Annotated in this window: 14 protein-coding genes; 6 read left to right on the top strand and 8 right to left on the bottom strand. The window is 54.9% G+C overall.

Features of this window, described 5'->3' with window-relative positions:
- Positions 1-64: 64 nt before the first annotated feature.
- Both EU556_RS23310 and EU556_RS23305 read right to left on the bottom strand, forming a co-directional pair.
- A complete protein-coding gene (locus EU556_RS23310; protein ID WP_245327861.1) occupies positions 65-1,591 on the bottom strand; it encodes a hypothetical protein in 1,527 nt (508 codons plus the stop codon).
- Positions 1,592-1,730: 139 nt separating this feature from the next.
- Positions 1,731-2,153, bottom strand: a complete 423-nt coding sequence (locus EU556_RS23305; protein ID WP_135436655.1) for an IS1/IS1595 family N-terminal zinc-binding domain-containing protein — start codon at positions 2,151-2,153, stop codon at positions 1,731-1,733.
- Positions 2,154-2,259: 106 nt separating this feature from the next.
- Between EU556_RS23305 and EU556_RS23300 the strand changes: the two genes are divergently transcribed.
- The gene (locus tag EU556_RS23300; protein ID WP_135436654.1) at positions 2,260-2,901 is read left to right on the top strand and encodes a hypothetical protein; all 642 of its coding nucleotides are present in this window, start codon (positions 2,260-2,262) and stop codon (positions 2,899-2,901) included.
- On the opposite strand, the gene EU556_RS23295 is transcribed toward EU556_RS23300, so the two are convergent.
- Together EU556_RS23295 and EU556_RS23290 are read right to left on the bottom strand one after the other, a co-directional pair.
- On the bottom strand, positions 2,891-3,745 hold the full coding sequence (locus tag EU556_RS23295; RefSeq protein ID WP_135436653.1) for an SDR family NAD(P)-dependent oxidoreductase: 855 nt from the start codon (positions 3,743-3,745) through the stop codon (positions 2,891-2,893). The two genes, EU556_RS23300 and EU556_RS23295, sit on opposite strands and share 11 nt — an antisense overlap.
- 125 nt (positions 3,746-3,870) lie before the next feature.
- On the bottom strand, positions 3,871-4,824 hold the full coding sequence (locus EU556_RS23290) for a M28 family peptidase (RefSeq protein WP_135436652.1): 954 nt from the start codon (positions 4,822-4,824) through the stop codon (positions 3,871-3,873).
- A 663-nt stretch (positions 4,825-5,487) separates the two neighbouring features.
- Here EU556_RS23290 and EU556_RS23285 point away from each other — a divergent pair.
- Complete coding sequence (locus EU556_RS23285) at positions 5,488-6,411, top strand: flavin reductase family protein (protein WP_135436651.1); 924 nt, start codon at positions 5,488-5,490, stop codon at positions 6,409-6,411.
- A gap of 131 nt (positions 6,412-6,542) precedes the next feature.
- Positions 6,543-7,055 (top strand): hypothetical protein, encoded by a 513-nt coding sequence (locus EU556_RS23280; RefSeq protein ID WP_135436650.1) that lies wholly within the window; start codon positions 6,543-6,545, stop codon positions 7,053-7,055.
- 402 nt (positions 7,056-7,457) lie between these two features.
- On the opposite strand, the gene EU556_RS23275 is transcribed toward EU556_RS23280, so the two are convergent.
- Together EU556_RS23275 and tsaE are read right to left on the bottom strand one after the other, a co-directional pair.
- Positions 7,458-8,687 carry an alanine dehydrogenase gene (locus EU556_RS23275; RefSeq protein WP_135436649.1) on the bottom strand — a complete coding sequence of 410 codons (1,230 nt, stop codon included), beginning with the start codon at positions 8,685-8,687 and terminating at the stop codon, positions 7,458-7,460.
- A 93-nt stretch (positions 8,688-8,780) separates the two neighbouring features.
- Positions 8,781-9,206, bottom strand: a complete 426-nt coding sequence (gene tsaE, locus EU556_RS23270; RefSeq protein ID WP_135436648.1) for a tRNA (adenosine(37)-N6)-threonylcarbamoyltransferase complex ATPase subunit type 1 TsaE — start codon at positions 9,204-9,206, stop codon at positions 8,781-8,783.
- A gap of 457 nt (positions 9,207-9,663) precedes the next feature.
- Here tsaE and EU556_RS23265 point away from each other — a divergent pair, with 457 nt between their 5' ends.
- From EU556_RS23265 to EU556_RS23255, 3 genes are all read left to right on the top strand, one after another.
- Positions 9,664-10,920, top strand: a complete 1,257-nt coding sequence (locus EU556_RS23265; RefSeq protein ID WP_135436647.1) for a pyridoxal phosphate-dependent aminotransferase — start codon at positions 9,664-9,666, stop codon at positions 10,918-10,920.
- 232 nt (positions 10,921-11,152) lie between these two features.
- The gene (locus tag EU556_RS23260) at positions 11,153-13,639 is read left to right on the top strand and encodes a TonB-dependent receptor (protein ID WP_135436646.1); all 2,487 of its coding nucleotides are present in this window, start codon (positions 11,153-11,155) and stop codon (positions 13,637-13,639) included.
- A gap of 545 nt (positions 13,640-14,184) precedes the next feature.
- Positions 14,185-16,677, top strand: a complete 2,493-nt coding sequence (locus EU556_RS23255; RefSeq protein WP_135436645.1) for a TonB-dependent receptor domain-containing protein — start codon at positions 14,185-14,187, stop codon at positions 16,675-16,677.
- Between the two features lie 109 nt (positions 16,678-16,786).
- On the opposite strand, the gene EU556_RS23250 is transcribed toward EU556_RS23255, so the two are convergent.
- Both EU556_RS23250 and EU556_RS23245 read right to left on the bottom strand, forming a co-directional pair.
- The gene (locus EU556_RS23250) at positions 16,787-17,140 is read right to left on the bottom strand and encodes a DUF3140 domain-containing protein (RefSeq protein ID WP_135436644.1); all 354 of its coding nucleotides are present in this window, start codon (positions 17,138-17,140) and stop codon (positions 16,787-16,789) included.
- A gap of 123 nt (positions 17,141-17,263) precedes the next feature.
- Positions 17,264-18,115 carry a DNA/RNA non-specific endonuclease gene (locus tag EU556_RS23245; RefSeq protein WP_135436643.1) on the bottom strand — a complete coding sequence of 284 codons (852 nt, stop codon included), beginning with the start codon at positions 18,113-18,115 and terminating at the stop codon, positions 17,264-17,266.
- Positions 18,116-18,152: the final 37 nt, after the last annotated feature.

The following is an 18,152-nucleotide window of genomic DNA, read 5'->3' as shown; positions in this document are numbered from 1 at the left end:
GAAAAAAAGTGGGCCACAGGGCTAGAGCTATTGTGGGAAGCCCCGGCACTACTAGGCCTGTTGTCTACAGGAAAATCTGCGTTTGCAGGGTGATTTCGGGCTTGTAGTCCAACCGGTTGAAGTTGCCGGTGGCGGGCACGTACCCTTCGAAATCGGGGCGGGCGCGGTAGTTGAGTGTTACCTTGGCATTGTGGCCATCCAGCAGCACGTTCACGCCGGCATCGTACACGTTCACGGCTTTGGTGTCGCCATTAGTGTAGTGCAGACCTTCGTAGTCGCTGTGCAGGTAGGCCACATAGGGCTGCAGTCGGGCTTTTGGCCCTAGCAAACGCTCAGGCAGCAGGAAGCCCGCTTGCCCATAGAACGAGTTACCCGTTCCCGACTGCGGTACTGCGTTGCCGCGGGTGGGCGCGGCACCATAACCGGGGTTCTCAGGCCCAATGAAGCGCACGTGGTTCGGGCCCATGTTGTAATTATAGTACACCCCATAAAGTGTGAGGGCGGTACGGGCGGCCGTATCGAGGGGCACATCATAGAACGCATCTACCCCGAACATCTTCATGCTGTGCTTAGTAGTACCCACTAACCCAAACGGATCGGCTGAGACGGCCGGAGTCACAGTCACTGCGCTCGAGGTAGGCCGCGAGTACATGGCATCCTTGTTATAGAGGAAGCCGGCACCCACACTGAATACGCGCTTGGCTCCCAAGTAGGTGCCCACAAAGTAGGGCAGCAGGTTTGCCTCCGGCTCCAGGAAGTTGTAGCTCACGTAGCCCTGATACACATGACTGGTATTCTGCGGGTTGTAGGCCGCTACGCCCGTGCCGGTGTTGGTCGTTACACCGCCCACCGTAGCGCTGGTGCCCAGGCTAAGCGGGGTACTGGCCTGGTTGGTCAGGAACGGGTCACTGACGGAGAAGCGGTAATCGAGCTTGTTGATGCGTCCCTTGGCATACACGCCTAGCCAGCGCGCAAACTGATCGGTCGCCTCAATGGTGGGGAAGTTGGTGAGCGGCAGATCAATGGGCAGAATATTAACGGTGCTGGCGCTGGTGAGGCGCGAGATGCCGTTGAGGTAGTGCAGGCCGCCCCCCAGGCTCAGGTACTTGTTTACCTTATACTCCGTGACGGCCTCGTGAATAAAGAACTGGGGCTTTTTGCCGTCGACAGTTGGTGTAAGGCCGCCTCCTACAGCATTCTGGTTATTAATCCCTAGGTGGGTATAAATGACAAACCGCGGGTTAAGCTGGGCGAGGATTACCAGACGGGAGCGACGCAAACCAAAGTCAAGTTGGCCTTTCTGCGGTTTGCCCGGGGCTCGTAGCGTGCCGGTATTATTTTCAGTGTAGCGCGTGTACACCTGGTGCCAGGTCAGGAAGCGCAGGTACTTAGAGCCATCAGGCGACAGGTTCACCTTCATGCCCGCCCCGTACGGCGCCGATTTGGTGGGGGCTGGCGGGGCCGGGGTGGGCGCCGGGGCGGCGGGTGGCGGGGCCGGTTGCTGACCAGCGGGCGGGGGCTGAACTTGAGCAATTGCGCCTGCGGAGACCATCAGCGCACTAAGGGTCAGTGCGTAACGAGTATTTCGCATGTAGAAGGGGGTGGGTTGGGGAGTGGTAGGGAAAAGAACCAGCCGCATTCAGGTAGCAACACCCGTATCAGCTCCCCCAAATAGAACAATCCCCCGAAGGAATTCACCCTGTTGCTATACTTCTGCTAATGCTATAGCTCTAGGCCTGCTTAAACCGCTCCCACCGGATCATCATGTACTTATCACCCAGTTCGGTCACCACCAGTCCGGCCCCTTTTAAATGCTGCGGATCCTGAAAATACTCTGCCAGCTCCTTTTGATTCAATATTTTATACGTAGGATGATACTCCGTCTGTCGGGGAGCTTTCATCCCGTATTTTTTTACCCAGTTCATTACGCTCACATGGCTTACACCCAGCAACCGCTCAATTTCCCGGTAGCTTACACCCTCTACGTATAGCTGCAGCGCCTTAATAACATAGTAAGGATTAATCTCTTTACCCGTTTTAGCAACCGAGAAATGATACCCGCAATTTTTGCATTTAAACCGCTGCCTCCCCCCAACAATACCGCTTTTAGTAGCATCCGTTGATTCGCATTTCGGACAGGCTGGCTTTGACATATAGCTGGTGAGTAAGCAGTTACTAACTACCTATATCAATTTAGTAAAGATATAGTAACTTAGCAACTATCATACGTTACTGATGCTAAAAAGTATACAGGTATTTATGCGAGCTATAAAACATCGTAAAGGCACCTGTTATCGAGAAATCAAGAAAATGCGGAAGCGCAAGCGTCACATTCAGCGCCTTCGTTCAGAAAGTATTTGGGCACCTCACCTCAACGAAGAGGTGCTACAGTACTACGGCTATTACCATGAAAGGCTAGGCCTCCACCCTTGGCATTGGCATCACCGCCAACCGCCCTTACAAGTGCGTCAGCTGGCGGTGCAGCACCTTTTAACTACCTTTTTTGCGTGGCAGAAGCAGTTAGCTAGTTTGGCTGAGCCCTATCATTTGGCGCTCTGGATTGTAGGGCCAGAATTTGCCCATAGCTCCCAAGTACTTGTTAACACGGGAGAACTGATTGCTCAACAGCAAAGCCGTTTCGAAACCCCGGACCCGAATGGCCCACCTCTTCCTATTGAGTACCACCAACTGCCCGGCGCCAACCTGCTAACGTGGCAAGCCTACCCCTGGCACATCTTCCTCGACGATTATGACTACCCCAACGCCTGGCCCACTTGGGCGCTTCGGTACCCGCACAGTTTTGGGCCTTACGAAGATGGTAGCGAATACTTAGCAGTGCAAACTGGGTGGATGTGGGTGGGACAGTTGCCCGCTCAAGCTAAAGCACAACCTACGCTGTAAATAGGGCACTGTCCCCGGCGTCTACATCAAAGGAGGCGCCGCTAATGCGGGCGGCTTCGTCGGAGGCCAGGAACACAGCCATGGGAGCCATGTCTTCGGGCTGCAGCCAGGGCAGGCTAAAGGGCGTATGCTCGGCCCGTACGTTGGCGGCTTCCTCCGGCGTAGGCGGCGTCTCGGGTTGAGAGCGGTAGTCGCGGTAGGCCTCGGTAAGGCGAGTTTCGTTCATGGTCATATCGGTAGCTACCAAGCCCGGCACCAGCGCATTCACTGTAATGTTGTGTGGCCCCAAATCCAAGGCAGCCGACTTCATAAAGCCGATCAGTCCCCACTTGGAAGCGGCGTAACTGGCACCGTGCCGGAAGCCTTTTTTGCCTTGGCCCGAAGCAGTAATAATAACGCGCCCGCCACCTTGCTTCACAAGCAGCGGCGCGAAGGCCCACACTGTATTGGCCGTGCCTGTTAGGTTCACATCGAGTACATCGTGCCACTGCGCATCAGTCATTTCCAGCAGGGGCGCAAATACCTGAATGCCTGCGTTGGCCACTACAATATGTACCTGGCCTAGGGCCTGCTCTACCTGCTCTGCGGCAGCCCGCAACGCCGCTATGTCCCGAATGTCAAGTTCCAGGGGCAGAAAGCGGCCTCCCTCCTGTTCCACCAGCCGGCCAGTTTCGGCCAGGTCCTCGGTAGTAGCGGCGGGGTAAGCGGTAGTGCTGCTAACGGCCGCGGCTTTATCAATGCCAACGACGGCGGCTCCTTCGCGGGCGTAGGCCACCGCAATAGCGCGTCCAATTCCGCGCGCGGCTCCCGTCACCACGGCCGTTTTTCCCTCTAGTCTTTTCATAGCTGTCTAGTAACGCCTAGCCTTCGCACGCATCAGGAAAGCACAGCGACTAGCCTACGACCGTTCGCAACGGCGGGTTGAGCCCCTGTGCCTAACATGGCGAACTGCATGAGTGGCCTAGCGCCTTACATAAACAGCACTACCGCCAGCAGGGCATCCACGCTCAGGCCCAGCCGGCGCATATCGAGGCGGTTGAGCGTATCGGTGGGCTCGTGGTAGTGCTTATTGCGGTAGAAGGCCGTATCGGTGAGCAGCACAGCGGAATACCCGAACTGCCAGTAATTGAGGTGGTCGGAGAAGTCGATGCCCGGTAGCCAAGCGGGTGCCTTGAAACGCTTAACGGGCAGCCTTGCCTGCTGCTGGTATGCGCGGGCAAACTGCCGCCCAAACCGACCATTCCCGAATTTCTGCGCTACCGTGACATAGTTGCCACGGCTGCCGTACACCAGCTTCAGTGGGCCCACGGGGTAGTCTTGGCTGCCCTTCTTGTCGTCGAAGTACCCTAGCATTTCCAGGGCTATCATGCCTTTTACCGGCACGTTAGCCTCGTGCAGTTGCTTGGCGTGCACGTAACTACCCATGTGTTTGGTGCGAAAAAAGGGCGGCTCCTCCAATGTATAGGCCACTAGCTCAATGCGGTAGGCCAGGTTGGGCTGCCCGCCCAGCAAGCGCGCCAGCTCTAGAAGGGCCGCCACACCGGTCCCGTTATCGTCGGCGCCAGGTTGCTCCCCGCACACATCGTAATGCGCCCCAATAATCAGGCGCGGCCCCTGCTCAGGCCCAAAACTGCCAATGACGTTCCTATACCGGCTCCCCTGCACGGTGTAAATCTGCTCGGTGTGGCGGGCTCCGGCGGCGGCTAGCTCTGCCCCAATGTAGTCAGCAGCTTGGTTGAGGCTGGCCTCGTGCAGGTAGTTGCGAGGCTCGGGGGTAGAAGTAAGAGAAACTAGGTCGTGGCGCAGGCGGGCCGTATCGGCCGTGCCAGCCGACTGGCCTAGCGCGGCTATGGTGACCAAGCAGGTCTGTAGCGCAACTGTCAGGATAGACAAGTGCAGTTTCACTGGTAGATATAGGCGCATATGCTGGTCAAGATGACCGCATATTACATTTGGTTGCTTGTGTCGAATCGTAAAAACTGTAATCTCCGACTCACATGGTGAACAGTGGTCATATTACTACTTATCCTTGGCCCTACGGGCTGCTCCTATTTACACTCTTACTCCTACTTGAGGTGGAAGCTAGCTGGTGGCTTTTTCCGCCTGTAATAACGCTGTCACTGATAGCTCTTCCCCTCTTACTATTGCTGTATCCGCTGTGCACTGCTGGAACTAAGCGCTACTTCCTTACTACAGGCCTAGTACTATTAATGCTACTCAACCTAAATAGCAGTGTGCACCAAGCCCAGGAACAAATTACCAAGCCCCGTGCTAAACATCTCATTCAGCAACTTGAAGCTTACAACCGATACTACGGCCGTTATCCTGACTCATTAGAGCAGTTAGTTCCTCAATATGTAGCTGAAGTACCACCAACTGGGTTTGGGTTATTAATACCCCAAACGTTCTCCTATAAACTAGAAACCGAAGTTCATTCAACCGCTCCTAGTAGCTTTGAGCTAATCTATGCAATAGGCGCTATGGTAAATGCAACATATAGCAGTCGTACGCACACGTGGCACGTGGACAATTGAGTTGTAGCTCACCTTGCATTTTCCTGATCGCACATTCCTTTCCCACCCCTACATGTCTGCTCCCACCTCGTTTCGCTCGATCGTTCCTTCCGACCTCAAAGCGCCCGACTGGCACGCCTTTATGGTGGGGGCCGTGGCCCCGCGCCCAGTGGCCTTTGTGAGCACCCAAGACGCCGAGGGTAACGTCAACCTCAGCCCCTTCAGCTTCTTTAATTGCTTTGGCTCCAACCCACCCATCCTGGTGTTTTCGCCCGCCAACCGCGTCCGCGACAACTCCCAGAAGCACACTCTGGAAAATGTGCGTGAAGTGGCCGAATGCGTCATTCATATCTGCGATTACGCTATGGTGGAGCAGATGTCGCTGGCTAGCACTGAGTATGCCAAGGGCGTGAATGAGTTCGTGAAGGCCGGTTTTACGGAGGTAGCCAGTGAGCAGGTACGCCCGCCGCGGGTGCTGGAAGCCCCCGCCGCCTTCGAGTGCGTGGTAGAGCAGGTAGTGGAACTGGGCGCCAACAATGGCGCCGGTAACCTCGTGATTTGCCGGGTGGTGCTGGCCCATTTCCGCGAGGACATCATCCTGCCCTGCGGCATCGGCATCGACCCGCACAAGCTCGACGCCATTGCCCGCCTCGGCGGCGACTGGTACACCCGCGCCTCGGGCAGCAGCCTCTTCGAGGTGCCCAAGCCTAACCGCAACCTCGGCATAGGCCTAGACCAGCTACCGGAGCACATCCGCACTTCCCATATCCTCACCGGCAACAACCTGGGCCGTCTCGCCAACATCGAAGCCCAATCCATGCCCACACCCGAGGAGGTAGAAGCTTACCGGCACGAGCCGCTGGTGGCCTATACGCTCAATAAGTTTAAGGCTGACGCAGCCACGCAACAGCAGGAACTGATGCTGCTAGGCCAGAAGATGTTGGAGGAAGGCCGCTTACTGGAGGCGTGGAAGGTGCTGTTGCTGGCTGCGAGGTAGCTTATGTAATAATTATGAGCAAAGCCGAGAGCGTCCTAACCTCTACTTTCCAGTGGCATATTTGCTAAAGGACCGCTGAATGCTGAGCGCTCTCAAATGAGTATTATGCCTTAATTTAAAACAAAATAAAAATGAATTATTTGGAATTAAAATGGAGCGCAGATCCTAGGGTTGTAGGCGTAAAAGATGGCTTAGGCCCCTGTTATCTTGATAATGATTTTTATGAACGCCATCGCTGGCTCGAAGATATTTTTATTAATAATAAGTATGATCAACTTGTTGATCATACTACTTGGTGGAAGCCGTTGGCTACTATGCCAGATTTTGGAGGCAATTTAGAACGTATTCCTATGGAGAAAGCGGCCAAACTTACTGACTTTATAGACTTTAGTGGATTCAGGGAAGGTTATTTAGTAAATGAACGCTTACGGGATATTTTAGAGAAGGCCCACTTGCCACAGCACAAATATTTCCCAGCCACATTTCAGCAAGGCGAACGTGAGATAACTGGCTATTGGTGGCTATACTACAATTTAGAAACGGGTGAGCATCACGTTGATTTTTCACGAAGCAGCTTTCAGCCAGATCGTTTTGGCAAAGCAGAAATAAAGGGGGGAAGCATTGGGTATAAACTCTTACACTGATTATATTAACTATTTCAACGAATATAAACACGCTATAAAAACATCTAAACTACAATTAAAATCAACTTTTGACAAGAAGTTGGATCTATGGGGCACTCAATTTTTAACCCTAACTAAAGGCTACATTTCAGATAAACTGCTGAATATATTTGAAGAAAATAAAATAACAGGATACTCTGCCCGTCGACTTAAAAATCCACTATTTTTCAACTAAATCATCGTTATCATTATGTAAATAATCCTAAGGACATTAAATTCACGTCATTACTATTAGATCAACAAGCACAAATAAAACAGCAAACTACCTGAAAAAATCAGCACGATAACGCCAATATTTCCAGGTAGTTTGCTGTTTTTAGTTTGATGAATTAGCTGTCTACATCATCTCAAAAGCCACTACCCTTAATTCCGCACGGCAATCATCAGCGCTAGTTCCTTATAGCGCATGTTGAACTTCTTGGCGATGCTAGCATTAGTGAGTGAGCCCTTGTAGATGTAAACGCCCGAGCGGAAGTGCTCATTCGTGAACAGCACCTCATTAATGCCGCCGTGCTGGCTGATTTCTTGCAGAATGGGCGTGAAAATGTTGCTCAGCGCATTGGTAGCGGTGCGCGGCACGCGGGAAGCAATGTTCGGCACGCAATAGTGAATCACGTCGTACTTGCGGAAGACGGGCTTGCTGTGGCTGGTCATCTCGCTCGTCTCGAAACACCCGCCCTGGTCAATGCTCACGTCGATAAGCACCGAGCCGGGCGCCATCTGCGACACTACATCTTCCGACACCATGAAGGGTATGCGGCCCTCCTCGGCATTCAAGGCCCCAATCACCACGTCGGCGCGGCGGATTTGCTGGTTAAGGGCGTAGGTATCGAGGGTGCTGGTGTAGAGCTGGGGCGTACACAGGTTCATCTTGAGCCGGCGCAGCTTGTAGAGGTGGTTATCAAACACTTTTACCTCAGCTCCTAGGCCAGTGGCGGCGCGGGCGGCGTACTCGGCCACGGTGCCGGCTCCCAGAATAACTACCTGCGACGGGGGCACGCCCGTAATGCCGCCCAAAATAATGCCTTTGCCTTCGTTAGAGCGGGCCAGGTACTCAGCCGCAATCAGCATAACCGTGGAGCCCGCAATTTCGCTCATGGCCCGCACCACGGGGCGCGCGCCGGAGGGGTCCTTGATCAGCTCGAAGCTGATGGCATTGATTTTTTTGCGGGTGAGGGCCGTGATGTACTCGCTGGTGAGCGAGCCAAACTGCAGGGCCGAAATCAGAGTTTGGCCACCGCGCATGTACTCAATTTCATCGTAGGTGGGCGGGGCCACTTTCAGAATGATATCGGCCTCAAACACCTCTTTGGGGGAGTAAGCAATGGTAGCGCCCGCCTCGGAGTAGTCGTGGTCGGAGTGCTTGCTGGGCTCCCCGGCCCCGCTTTCCAGCAGTACTTCGTGCCCGGCCTCCACTAAATGCTTCACGGCCTCAGGAGTAAGACAAATGCGGTTTTCCTGGAGGGACGTTTCGCGGGGCAGCCCGATGAACAGCTTGCGCTTCCGGGTTTCCACGGCCAGCATGGATTCCTGGGTGAAGTAAGCGCGGCTCGTGGCCAGCGACTCAAATCCGGGGGGTACTGCTTCGGGCATTTTCTTCAAGTAAAAATCAAGAATCGAAAATTAAAAATCTTGGCCAGCAGCCTGTTAAACGTTTTAGGACGCGCAACGGCCAACTCCTGACTTTTAACTTTCAATTGTTAATTCCCTGGTTTCTAGGCCAGTGACGGTGAGCGTTATGAGCAGCCGATCCGAAGGCAACAAGGCTTCAATGCGACTAGGCCACTCTATTAGACAAAGATAGCCAGAATCAAAGTACTCCAAGGCGCCAATATCCTCAGCTTCGCGCGGGTTGTTTAGCCGGTAGAAGTCGAAATGGTAGATCGGGCGGTTCTGCGCGTCGCGGTACTCGTTCACCAAGGAAAAGGTGGGGCTGCTTACTTCCTCCTGCACTCCCAGGCTTTGGCACAGCACTTTGATGAAGGTGGTTTTGCCGGCCCCCATCTCCCCTTCAAAGCAAATGACGGAATGCTGGCCTAGCGCATCGCGCACCTGAGCAGCTACCTGGGGCAGGGCATCGAGGGAAGAAATATGGATGGAGGAACTGGTCATGAGCGGAGCAGAGCAAGTAGGGAGTATAACTTGAGGTAGCAAATTTGGTTATTCTGGCGCAATGCCTCCCAGCTCTCCCCCTTTTCCACTGCCTTCCCACTCATCCCACCTACGAGACTAAAGGCGTTTTACGCACCCTCATGTTGTGCAAAGTTGGCGTTGGTATTGTAGCAGGAGGTATTCTTCTTCAGTGGATAAGTGGGCCGCCCCCTGTTCCATTACTGCTTTGTTGCCCCGACCGGGGTGGCCTACAAGTAGAGAACACCCAGTAGCATTAGCGTTCTGATAAGCGAGTACGGGTGGGCAGCTCCCCTACTGGCAAATACTTCCCCAAGGCGGTTGAGCAGCTCAGAATAAAGGGTAGGCCTGGACAATTGTTTTTTGAGGAATATACTCAGTTAGGGCGCCATAAAAGAGGGAGTCCTCTATCTTTGGCCGACCCCAAACACACTAGCTCATGCAAGTTTCGAGAATGGCCGGTAGCCTGATTGGCTCCGAAATCATCAAAATCGGCAATGAAGTCAACGACATGATTCGCAAGGGTGAGCAGATTTGCAACCTCACCATCGGCGACTTCGATCCGTCTATTTTCCCAATTCCAGAAGAGCTCCAGCAGGAAATTACCTTGGCCTACCAGGCCGGGCATACCAACTATCCTCCCGCAAACGGCATGGCCGGCCTGCGCGAAGCCGCCGCCACGTTTACCCGAACGCGCCTAGGCCTGGAGTACTCGCCCAACGATTTTCTGGTGGCCGGTGGCTCTCGCCCGCTTATCTATGCCACATACCTGGCTCTCGTGGACCCCGGCGACAAGGTGGTATTTCCGGTACCCAGCTGGAACAACAACCACTATTGCCACCTCTCCTCGGCTCAAGGCGTGATGGTAGAAACGCGGGCTGAAAACAACTTTATGCCCACGGCTGAGGAGCTGGCCCCTCATCTGGAAGGCGCAACGCTGCTAGCCCTGTGCTCTCCGCTCAACCCCACCGGCACCGTATTCACCCGCGAAGGGCTGGAAGCCATCTGCGACTTGGTGCTGGCCGAAAACAAGCGCCGTCAGCCCGGTGAAAAGCCGCTTTACCTGCTGTACGACCAGATTTACTGGCTCCTGACCTTCGGCACCACTGAGCATTACGACCCCGTAAATCTGCGCCCCGAGCTGCGCGATTATACAATCTACATTGATGGCATTTCGAAATGCCTGGCGGCCACCGGCGTGCGCGTAGGCTACGCCTTTGGTCCGGCCGTCGTAATCGACAAGATGAAGGCTATTCTGGGCCACGTGGGTGCCTGGGCTCCGAAAGCCGAGCAAGTGGCCACGGCCAAGTACCTGCCGCAATCAGAGAAAGTTGACGGGTTCCTAGGCCAGTTCAAGGAGAAAGTGCAGCGCAGTCTGGATACGCTCCACCAGGGCCTGCAAGACCTGAAAACGGCTGGCTACCCTGTTGATTCGATGGTGCCCATGGGAGCCATCTACCTCACGGCCAAGCTCGACGTGCTGGGCAAGAAAACGCCTGCCGGACAGGTTCTGACCACTACTAAAGAGCTAACGTCTTACCTCATCAGCGAGGCCCGACTGGCACTGGTGCCCTTTAGCGCCTTTGGTAACGACCACACGGCGCCCTGGTTCCGGATGTCGGTAGGTGGCGCCTCACTTGATTCCATTGAGGCCGCATTGCCCCGCCTACGGGCTGCTCTCGACTCGCTGGTGTAGGCAACCCTATCAGCCATAGCATTTTACAGCATCGCCCGGCTCATTTCTGCGGAATATGAACCGGGCGATGCTCGTTTGAGTGAATTTTACATGAGGCTCCCGAGGCCCATTGCGTTTGAAGTTTTCCTAAAATGGGTAATATACCTATCTTTCCGGTCAACTGACCTGCATTCTGGTAGCGGAGTAGCGACTTCTTCTAGGTGCCATTCCTCCCTTCCAAGCCTATTGCACGATGTTGCTTCACAACCAACTCATCGTGTCTATGTCGTTTATTTTGCCCAGTTCTCTGGGCCATTTCTGGGTAGCAGCTAGTTTGGCGCTGCTGCCCGCTTCTTTGTTTGCTCAGGGCCAGTCGGCTCCGGTGCGCGGTACAGTCCGTGCCACTACCGGCGGCTCTCTCGAATACGTATCCCTTACCCTGCATAGGGCTACCGATTCAGTAGCTGTAAAGACGGAATTCAGCGGTGCTCAGGGGGCATATGTGCTACTGGCTCCTCCCGGCCGCTACCTGGTATCGGGGGCGTTGGTGGGGTATAAGCGTACTTGGTCCGGGGCGTTTGAGCTTCCGGCGGAGGGCCTTACCTTGCCAGCCTTGGAACTGGCCGCCACCGCCTCCACTACCCTGCAAGGGGTTACGGTTACGGCTGCTCGTGAACAGTTTGAGCGCCTTTCAGACCGAACCGTGGTAAACGTGGAGGGCACGCCCATCAGTGCCGGCAATACCACGCTTGATGTACTCAGCCGGGCCCCTGGCGTAACGGTTGGGGGGAATGATAATTTGGCGCTGCGGGGAAAGCAGGGGCTACTGGTGCTCATTGATGGCAAGCGCGTGCCGCTCATTGGCACCGAGCTAGCTGATTATTTACGCGCACTACCCGCTGAGCAGGTCCGAAGTATTGAGCTGATTACCAACCCACCTGCCAAGTATGATGCGCAAGGTGGGGCGGGTATTATCGCCATCAACCTAAAAAAGGATCAGCGCCTGGGCACCAACGGCAGTGTGAACACCAGCTACGGGCGCGGAAAATACGGCAAGTTCACCTCGGGCCTTTCCCTGAATCATCGGCAGAAGAACATCAATCTGTTTGCCACCTACTCTTACGCCGACCGGCAAAGCTTTCAGAAGCTTGACTTCTCCCGAACTTTCTTCCAGGACGATAACCAAGTTCGCAGCCGGAGCATTCAGGCCAATGATTCGCGTGGCCACTTACAGTCGCATACTTGGCGGGCGGGCCTCGATTATACGCTCACCAAGAACACGCAGCTTGGCGTAGCGGTGAGTGGCCTAGCCAGCCGCGTGCCTTCTACTGGTGAGAATACGGGTCTGTTTTTCGATGCCCAGTCTCAGCCCACGGCCATTCTCTATTCCGACATTTACCGGAACCTCCGCACGCCCAACCAGACGGCCAACGTATCGGTGCGGCACCGGTTTGCGGCAGATTCGCTGGGTACCCCGGAGCTGTCAGCCGACCTCGACTTCGGGCATTACGGTACTTACCGCACCCTCGATTTGTTCAACTATTACCTGCTGCCCGCCGGGCGCGACAACCGGCTGCTTGGCGACCAGGATGGGCAGTTGTCGATTTGGTCGGGGAAGGCGGACTATATCCGGCCACTCCGTCACCGCATGCGCCTGGAAGCCGGGTTAAAAGCCAGCCGCGTTCATTCCGACAATGACGTGCTGTTTACGCGGGAAGTTGACGGGGTTCGGACAATTGACCCTCGTACTACCAACCAGTTCCGGTACGACGAAGATATCCGGGCCGGGTACGTTACCTTGTCCCGCACCCGGCCGGGCCTCACTATCACGGCAGGCCTACGAGGAGAGCAAACGGTAGTGGAAGGCCGTCAGGCCATTGACAATCAGCGTTTCAGCCGCAATTATTTTCAGCTGTTTCCCAACGTTAGCCTAGAGCGTGTGCTTACCCCTCAGCATACGCTAGCCCTGAGCTTCAGCCGCCGCATCGACCGCCCCACTTACAACGCGCAACTAAACCCCTTCCGCTCGTACATTGATGCGGTTTCTTATCGGAGTGGCAACCCAAACCTCTGGCCCCAGACAAGCCTAGTGACGGAGCTTACCCACACCTTTAAGCAAAAGCTAGTTACGGGCCTAAGCTACACACGTACTTCGCGCCCCATTGTGGGAGCCACATTACTCGATGCGGAAGGGCTGGTGGTGGCTACTTTCGTTAATCTGGCGGCGCAGCACTACTACGCCTTCACGTTTACGGCCCCAACCAAGCCCACGAAATGGCTCAGTCTGTATGCGAATGCCGAGGTATTCTACATCTATTTTGAGGGGCAGCTAGCAAACGGCTCAAAGCCCGCTCCAGCCCGACCGGCTGCCATTTTAAGCGGCAACGCTACCGCGACGCTAGGCAGTGGCTGGACCCTTGATCTGAATGGTAATTACCACACCCCCGAGCGGTATGCCTTTGAGCGGGTCCGCTCTTTTGGGCAGTTAGCAGCCGGAGTGCAAAAAGGCCTCGGCAGCCACGCTTCCCTTCGCTTCAACGTAACCGATATTTTCTATACCGCCCCTTTGCGGTCGACTGCTACCTATGTGCCGTTGCAGGAAGTTTTCCGCAATCGCCAAGATTCGCGGGTGGCTACGCTTGCGTTTAACTACCGGTTCGGCAACGATAAGGTAGCTCCCTCCCGCAAGCGTGCTACTGGGGTGGAGGATGAGAAGCGCCGGGCAGGGGCTGTGCAATAACAGATCGGTTTATATACTCTTCGGGAAGCCATTCTGCTAGCAGAATGGCTTTTTGTATTCTTTCTCGGCTTTAGCAAAAGCTATTAGGCCAGTTCCATTCTCCTGGTAGAGGGGCTATACAGCGCTGACAAGAAAATATTTATATGCCCAGGCAACTATTATGATATATCATACATCTATATGTTGCATCATCTAATCCTACTATGCTTTGCGCTGCTCAATTTGCTAACACAGCTGATATATGCTGGCTTTCCTGTTCACAGCAGCAAACTAGCCATGATTTATCTGTATTGCTAATTCATGCATGCGCGAGGTGGAAAGCTATGTCCACCAACATTTCTGCCTCGCGTTTCCCCAGCATTCTATATCTCACTGACTTCTCTCTGCCTGTAATAGGGTTCAAGAATAGTATTCGCTTTTGTTAATACGAAGAGTTTCGTATGTTTAATACGAAACTCTTCGTACTTGCATCGTTCTCCTATTATCGGCTTGGCCAGCTGGCAGTGGAGCATCGTTTACACCTCATTCATTTCAGCTCTGAAGTCATGAACACTTCACTATGTGGGCTCCCAATTAAGCCCTGCTTACTAACTCTACTTGGCATTACTGGTGGTGGCTATGTGCATGCACAAACTGCTACTGGCCTAGGAGGTAGCGTGAAAAGTACCGCCGGCTTGCCCATTGAGTTTGCTACCGTGGTGTTGCACCGGGCCAGCGACTCTACGGTAGTCAAATCAGAATTCAGCGACGAAAAGGGCAATTATCGGTTTGAAGCGGCTGGAGCGGGGCGCTACCTCATATCAGCTTCACAAGTTGGTTTCACGCGTGCTTGGAGCAAGCCGTTTGAGCTACCTGCCGCCAGCTCCTCCCCTCTCGTGCTTACGCTACAAGCCAACGGGGCTACTAACCTGAAAGAGGTAACTGTGGTGGGCCAGAAGCCGCTGTATGAGCGCGAGGCCGACCGTACTATTGTGAACGTAGAGAACAGCACGCTCTCGGCGGGCAATACCACCCTGGATGTGCTACGCCGTGCCCCTGGCGTAACCGTTGATGGCAACGATAACCTGGCCCTGCGCGGCAAACAAGGCTTGTTGGTCCTCATTGATGGGAAGCGCCAGCCCATGACGGGCACAGAGTTGGCCGACTACTTGCGGGCACTACCCGCTGAACAGCTCAAAAACATTGAGCTGATTACCAACCCACCCGCAAAGTACGACGCCCAGGGTGGAGCCGGCATAATCGCCATCAACCTAAAAAAGGATCAGCGCCTGGGCACCAACGGTAGTGTGAACACCAGCTACGGACGGAGTTTCTACGGGGGTAAGTTCACTTCTACTCTGTCGCTGAATCACCGCCGGAAGGGCCTGAATATATTCGGGAGCTACACCTACTCCGACCGGCAAAGCCAGCCGCTCCTCACCATCAGCCGCGACTTTTTTGCTGTGCGCGACTTAGGTGATAATCAAACCAGCCGCACTTATACGGGCAGTAGCGCCCAGGACAACCGCATTCAGGTACACGGTCGTAACCATGCTGCCAAAGCCGGCCTCGACTACACCCTCTCCGACCGCACCGTGCTAGGCCTAGCGGTGAACGGCTTTACCAACCAAGTACCGCAGGATGGCACCAACCTTACGCAGTTTTTCAATGCCCAAGGTGGCCTACTGGAAACGTATCGTTCCAGTAATGTGCGTACCTCCCACTCACCCAACGGAGCCATCAACCTTAACTTCAAGCACACTTTTCCCGCCGACTCAGGTGGCACTCGTGAGTTGACCGCCGACGCCGACCTTGCCCGTTACTACACGGTACGCACCCAAAACTTAACGACCCAGTACGAAGGCGGGCGCCCGACGTTTGTCCTGCGGGGCAACCAAGAAGGCAACCTCGTCATTAGATCGGCCAAGACCGATTACGTACAGACGCTAAGCAAGCAACTGCGCCTGGAGGCGGGCGCAAAAATCAGCCAGGTGCATTCTGATAATGATGTGCTGTTCATTAATAATCTTAGCCGCAGTGGCCTAGACTCGGTAGACCTAGGCAAGACAAACCGTTTCCGCTACGATGAGAATATTAATGCGGCGTACGGCACGCTTACGTTTACGCCGCAGCCAGGCCTTACGCTTACGGCTGGCTTGCGCGGCGAGCAAACCAACGCCACGGGGCGGCAAACAGTCGGCAATGAGGGGTTCGACCGCAACTACTTTCAACTGTTTCCGAGTGCGGCCCTGAAGCGCCAAGTGAGCAAGGACCACGAAATAGCCGTTTCGTTGAGCCGCCGCATCGACAGGCCTAGCTACAACCAGCTCAACCCGTTCCGGGTGTACATTGATGCTACTACCTATGGCTCTGGCAACCCCAACTTGCGGCCCCAAACGAGCTACAATGTGGAGTTCAACCATACCTTCAAGCAGAAGTACACCACGGGCCTTAACTATACGAAGACGTCTCTGCCTATCATTCAGGTGGTGCAGCCGGCTCCCGTTTCTGAAGGCCGGCAACAGGTGGTGTCTACCAGCGTGAACCTGCAGGCCCAGGAATACTACGCCCTGAACCTGACGGTACCCTTGGAGCCGATGAAGGGCTGGAGCATCTACAACAACGCCGTGGTGTATTACTCCAGGTTTGTGGGCGACTTGGCGGGCACCAACCTCAACCGGGGGCGGGCCGCATTCAACCTAACGAGCAACAGCTCCTTCACCTTCGGTAAGGGCTGGTCGGCTGATTTGAGTGGCACTTATCAGTCGCGGGAGCTGTACGGGTTCCTCGACGTGCGCCCACAGGGGCAAGTTACGGCGGGCGTGCAGAAGGCGCTTTGGGACCGGAAGGGTACGCTGAAGCTGAACATGACAGATATTTTCTTTACCAGCCCCGTGCGCGCTACCTCTGCCTACGCCAACTACGTGGAGCGTTTCTACCAACGCCAAGACTCCCGCGTGGTAACCCTCTCATTTGGGTACCGCTTCGGCAACGATAAGGTAGGTCCCACTCGCAAGCGGCTGGGAGGTGCGGAAGATGAAAAGCGCCGAGCTGGTTAATTAGTGGCCTAGGCACACGGAACCGGCCGCCAGCAGGACTTTGCTACACCTATCACTTGGGTATAGCAGAGTCCTGCTGGCGGCCGGTTGCATGGGCTAGACCAGTCAGTTATTTCTTATCCTTAAGCGGATCGTGGCCCCAGTTCATCAGGGAGTAGCGCCAACGCGAAGTTTCTACATCTTCCCGATGGTGCGGCCCCTGGCCGAGGTGGCGGCTCACGTAGCTGTGCACTTTGTGCATGTGGGCTTCATCGTCGGGCGTAATATCGGCTTTCTTCTTGTGCAGAATCTTGATGATATGTTCGCCCGATTTGTGCCCGATGCTGGTGCCGTCGCCACTATCCTGGCCTACGGACTTTGACTCTTCGGTTTTGAGCCACTTTTCCAGCTCGCTTGCCGTCATGTTCACGTCTTGCTTGAACTCAGTGTAAATGTCCTGAGCCGAAGATGATGAAGCTGCCATACCTGTGTAATGTTAAGTGAAGAGCCCGGCCAACCGACCGGGCTCCAATCATTTACGCAGGCCTAGCTCAGCAGTTCATACAACTCTTTGGCTTACTGACGCTTTACCCGGGCCACTGGCACCCTATTCAGTAGGACCGGTATCGACCCGGCTCTCCACTTTGGCTTGTACGCCTGGGGGCACTGCCGATAACAGATCTAGGCCAGTGGCAGCTTCAATGGCATCAACACTCACGCGGTACTGGCCCCAGCTGTTGCTCAGCCCGTTATCATTCGGAGAATCAATGGCAATAACTCGGGTGTTGTTGCTCACGCGTTGGGCATCATTCACACCCGTGGCTAGCACTACAATTACCTTCCAGCACCGTTTGGGCACCGTTACGTGGCCGTCGTCGATGGTTTGCGTTACGCCGCCATTGGCTCCAAAGCCCCCTTTCCCGTAGCTGCCGCATATAATGTACAGCTCATCCCCCGCATCGGCCAGCGTGCGGCAGTACTCCTCCAGCCGGGACCAAGTTTGCTGGTTGCTGCGGGGCGCCTGGGGCATCATGTTGGTCATCAGGAACGTGGCAGAGTTGTCGGTCACGGTTTTGGTACGGTCGGCAGAAGGGCAGTTATGACCTCGATCAAATCCGGAACCCTGGTAGCTGCTGGCTTGCACTTGGTACCACCCTTCGGGCAGGGCATCATCGGCCCTAAAATCATCTTGCCGGGCCGCCGAGCCCCGCCAACTCTTGTCTAGGTGCCAGCTCACCCAGTTCGGAATGCCACGGTCTCGGTGGTATGACAACGCGTACTGAGGCTTTATCAGCAGATAATTGGTGGGCTGCTTTACATCGGCCACGGCTCCGCTGGGGTTACCCATGGTCAGGTGCACACTAGTAGTATCGGGAGCAGGCTCGGGGGTAGAAGTGGAGTCGCAACCAGCTGAGGCCAAGAGCAGCAACAGACAGGCGAGTTTGGATAGTATTCTCATCGGAAAGGAAAGGAGCGCGGAAGATGAAAGCGGAAAG

Source organism: Hymenobacter fodinae (assembly GCF_004745825.1).
In the GTDB taxonomy this organism is placed as follows: domain Bacteria; phylum Bacteroidota; class Bacteroidia; order Cytophagales; family Hymenobacteraceae; genus Hymenobacter; species Hymenobacter fodinae.
Note: the sequence above shows the minus strand (reverse complement) of the source record. Positions and strands in the feature narration are given on the sequence as shown.

Coding starts and splice junctions, on each gene's coding strand:
- EU556_RS23310 (WP_245327861.1), bottom strand. CDS start 1,591: ATGCGAAATACTCGTTACGCACTGACCCTTAGTGCGCTGATGGTCTCC.
- EU556_RS23305 (WP_135436655.1), bottom strand. CDS start 2,153: ATGTCAAAGCCAGCCTGTCCGAAATGCGAATCAACGGATGCTACTAAA.
- EU556_RS23300 (WP_135436654.1), top strand. CDS start 2,260: ATGCGAGCTATAAAACATCGTAAAGGCACCTGTTATCGAGAAATCAAG.
- EU556_RS23295 (WP_135436653.1), bottom strand. CDS start 3,745: ATGAAAAGACTAGAGGGAAAAACGGCCGTGGTGACGGGAGCCGCGCGC.
- EU556_RS23290 (WP_135436652.1), bottom strand. CDS start 4,824: ATGCGCCTATATCTACCAGTGAAACTGCACTTGTCTATCCTGACAGTT.
- EU556_RS23285 (WP_135436651.1), top strand. CDS start 5,488: ATGTCTGCTCCCACCTCGTTTCGCTCGATCGTTCCTTCCGACCTCAAA.
- EU556_RS23280 (WP_135436650.1), top strand. CDS start 6,543: ATGAATTATTTGGAATTAAAATGGAGCGCAGATCCTAGGGTTGTAGGC.
- EU556_RS23275 (WP_135436649.1), bottom strand. CDS start 8,687: ATGCCCGAAGCAGTACCCCCCGGATTTGAGTCGCTGGCCACGAGCCGC.
- tsaE (WP_135436648.1), bottom strand. CDS start 9,206: ATGACCAGTTCCTCCATCCATATTTCTTCCCTCGATGCCCTGCCCCAG.
- EU556_RS23265 (WP_135436647.1), top strand. CDS start 9,664: ATGCAAGTTTCGAGAATGGCCGGTAGCCTGATTGGCTCCGAAATCATC.
- EU556_RS23260 (WP_135436646.1), top strand. CDS start 11,153: ATGTTGCTTCACAACCAACTCATCGTGTCTATGTCGTTTATTTTGCCC.
- EU556_RS23255 (WP_135436645.1), top strand. CDS start 14,185: ATGAACACTTCACTATGTGGGCTCCCAATTAAGCCCTGCTTACTAACT.
- EU556_RS23250 (WP_135436644.1), bottom strand. CDS start 17,140: ATGGCAGCTTCATCATCTTCGGCTCAGGACATTTACACTGAGTTCAAG.
- EU556_RS23245 (WP_135436643.1), bottom strand. CDS start 18,115: ATGAGAATACTATCCAAACTCGCCTGTCTGTTGCTGCTCTTGGCCTCA.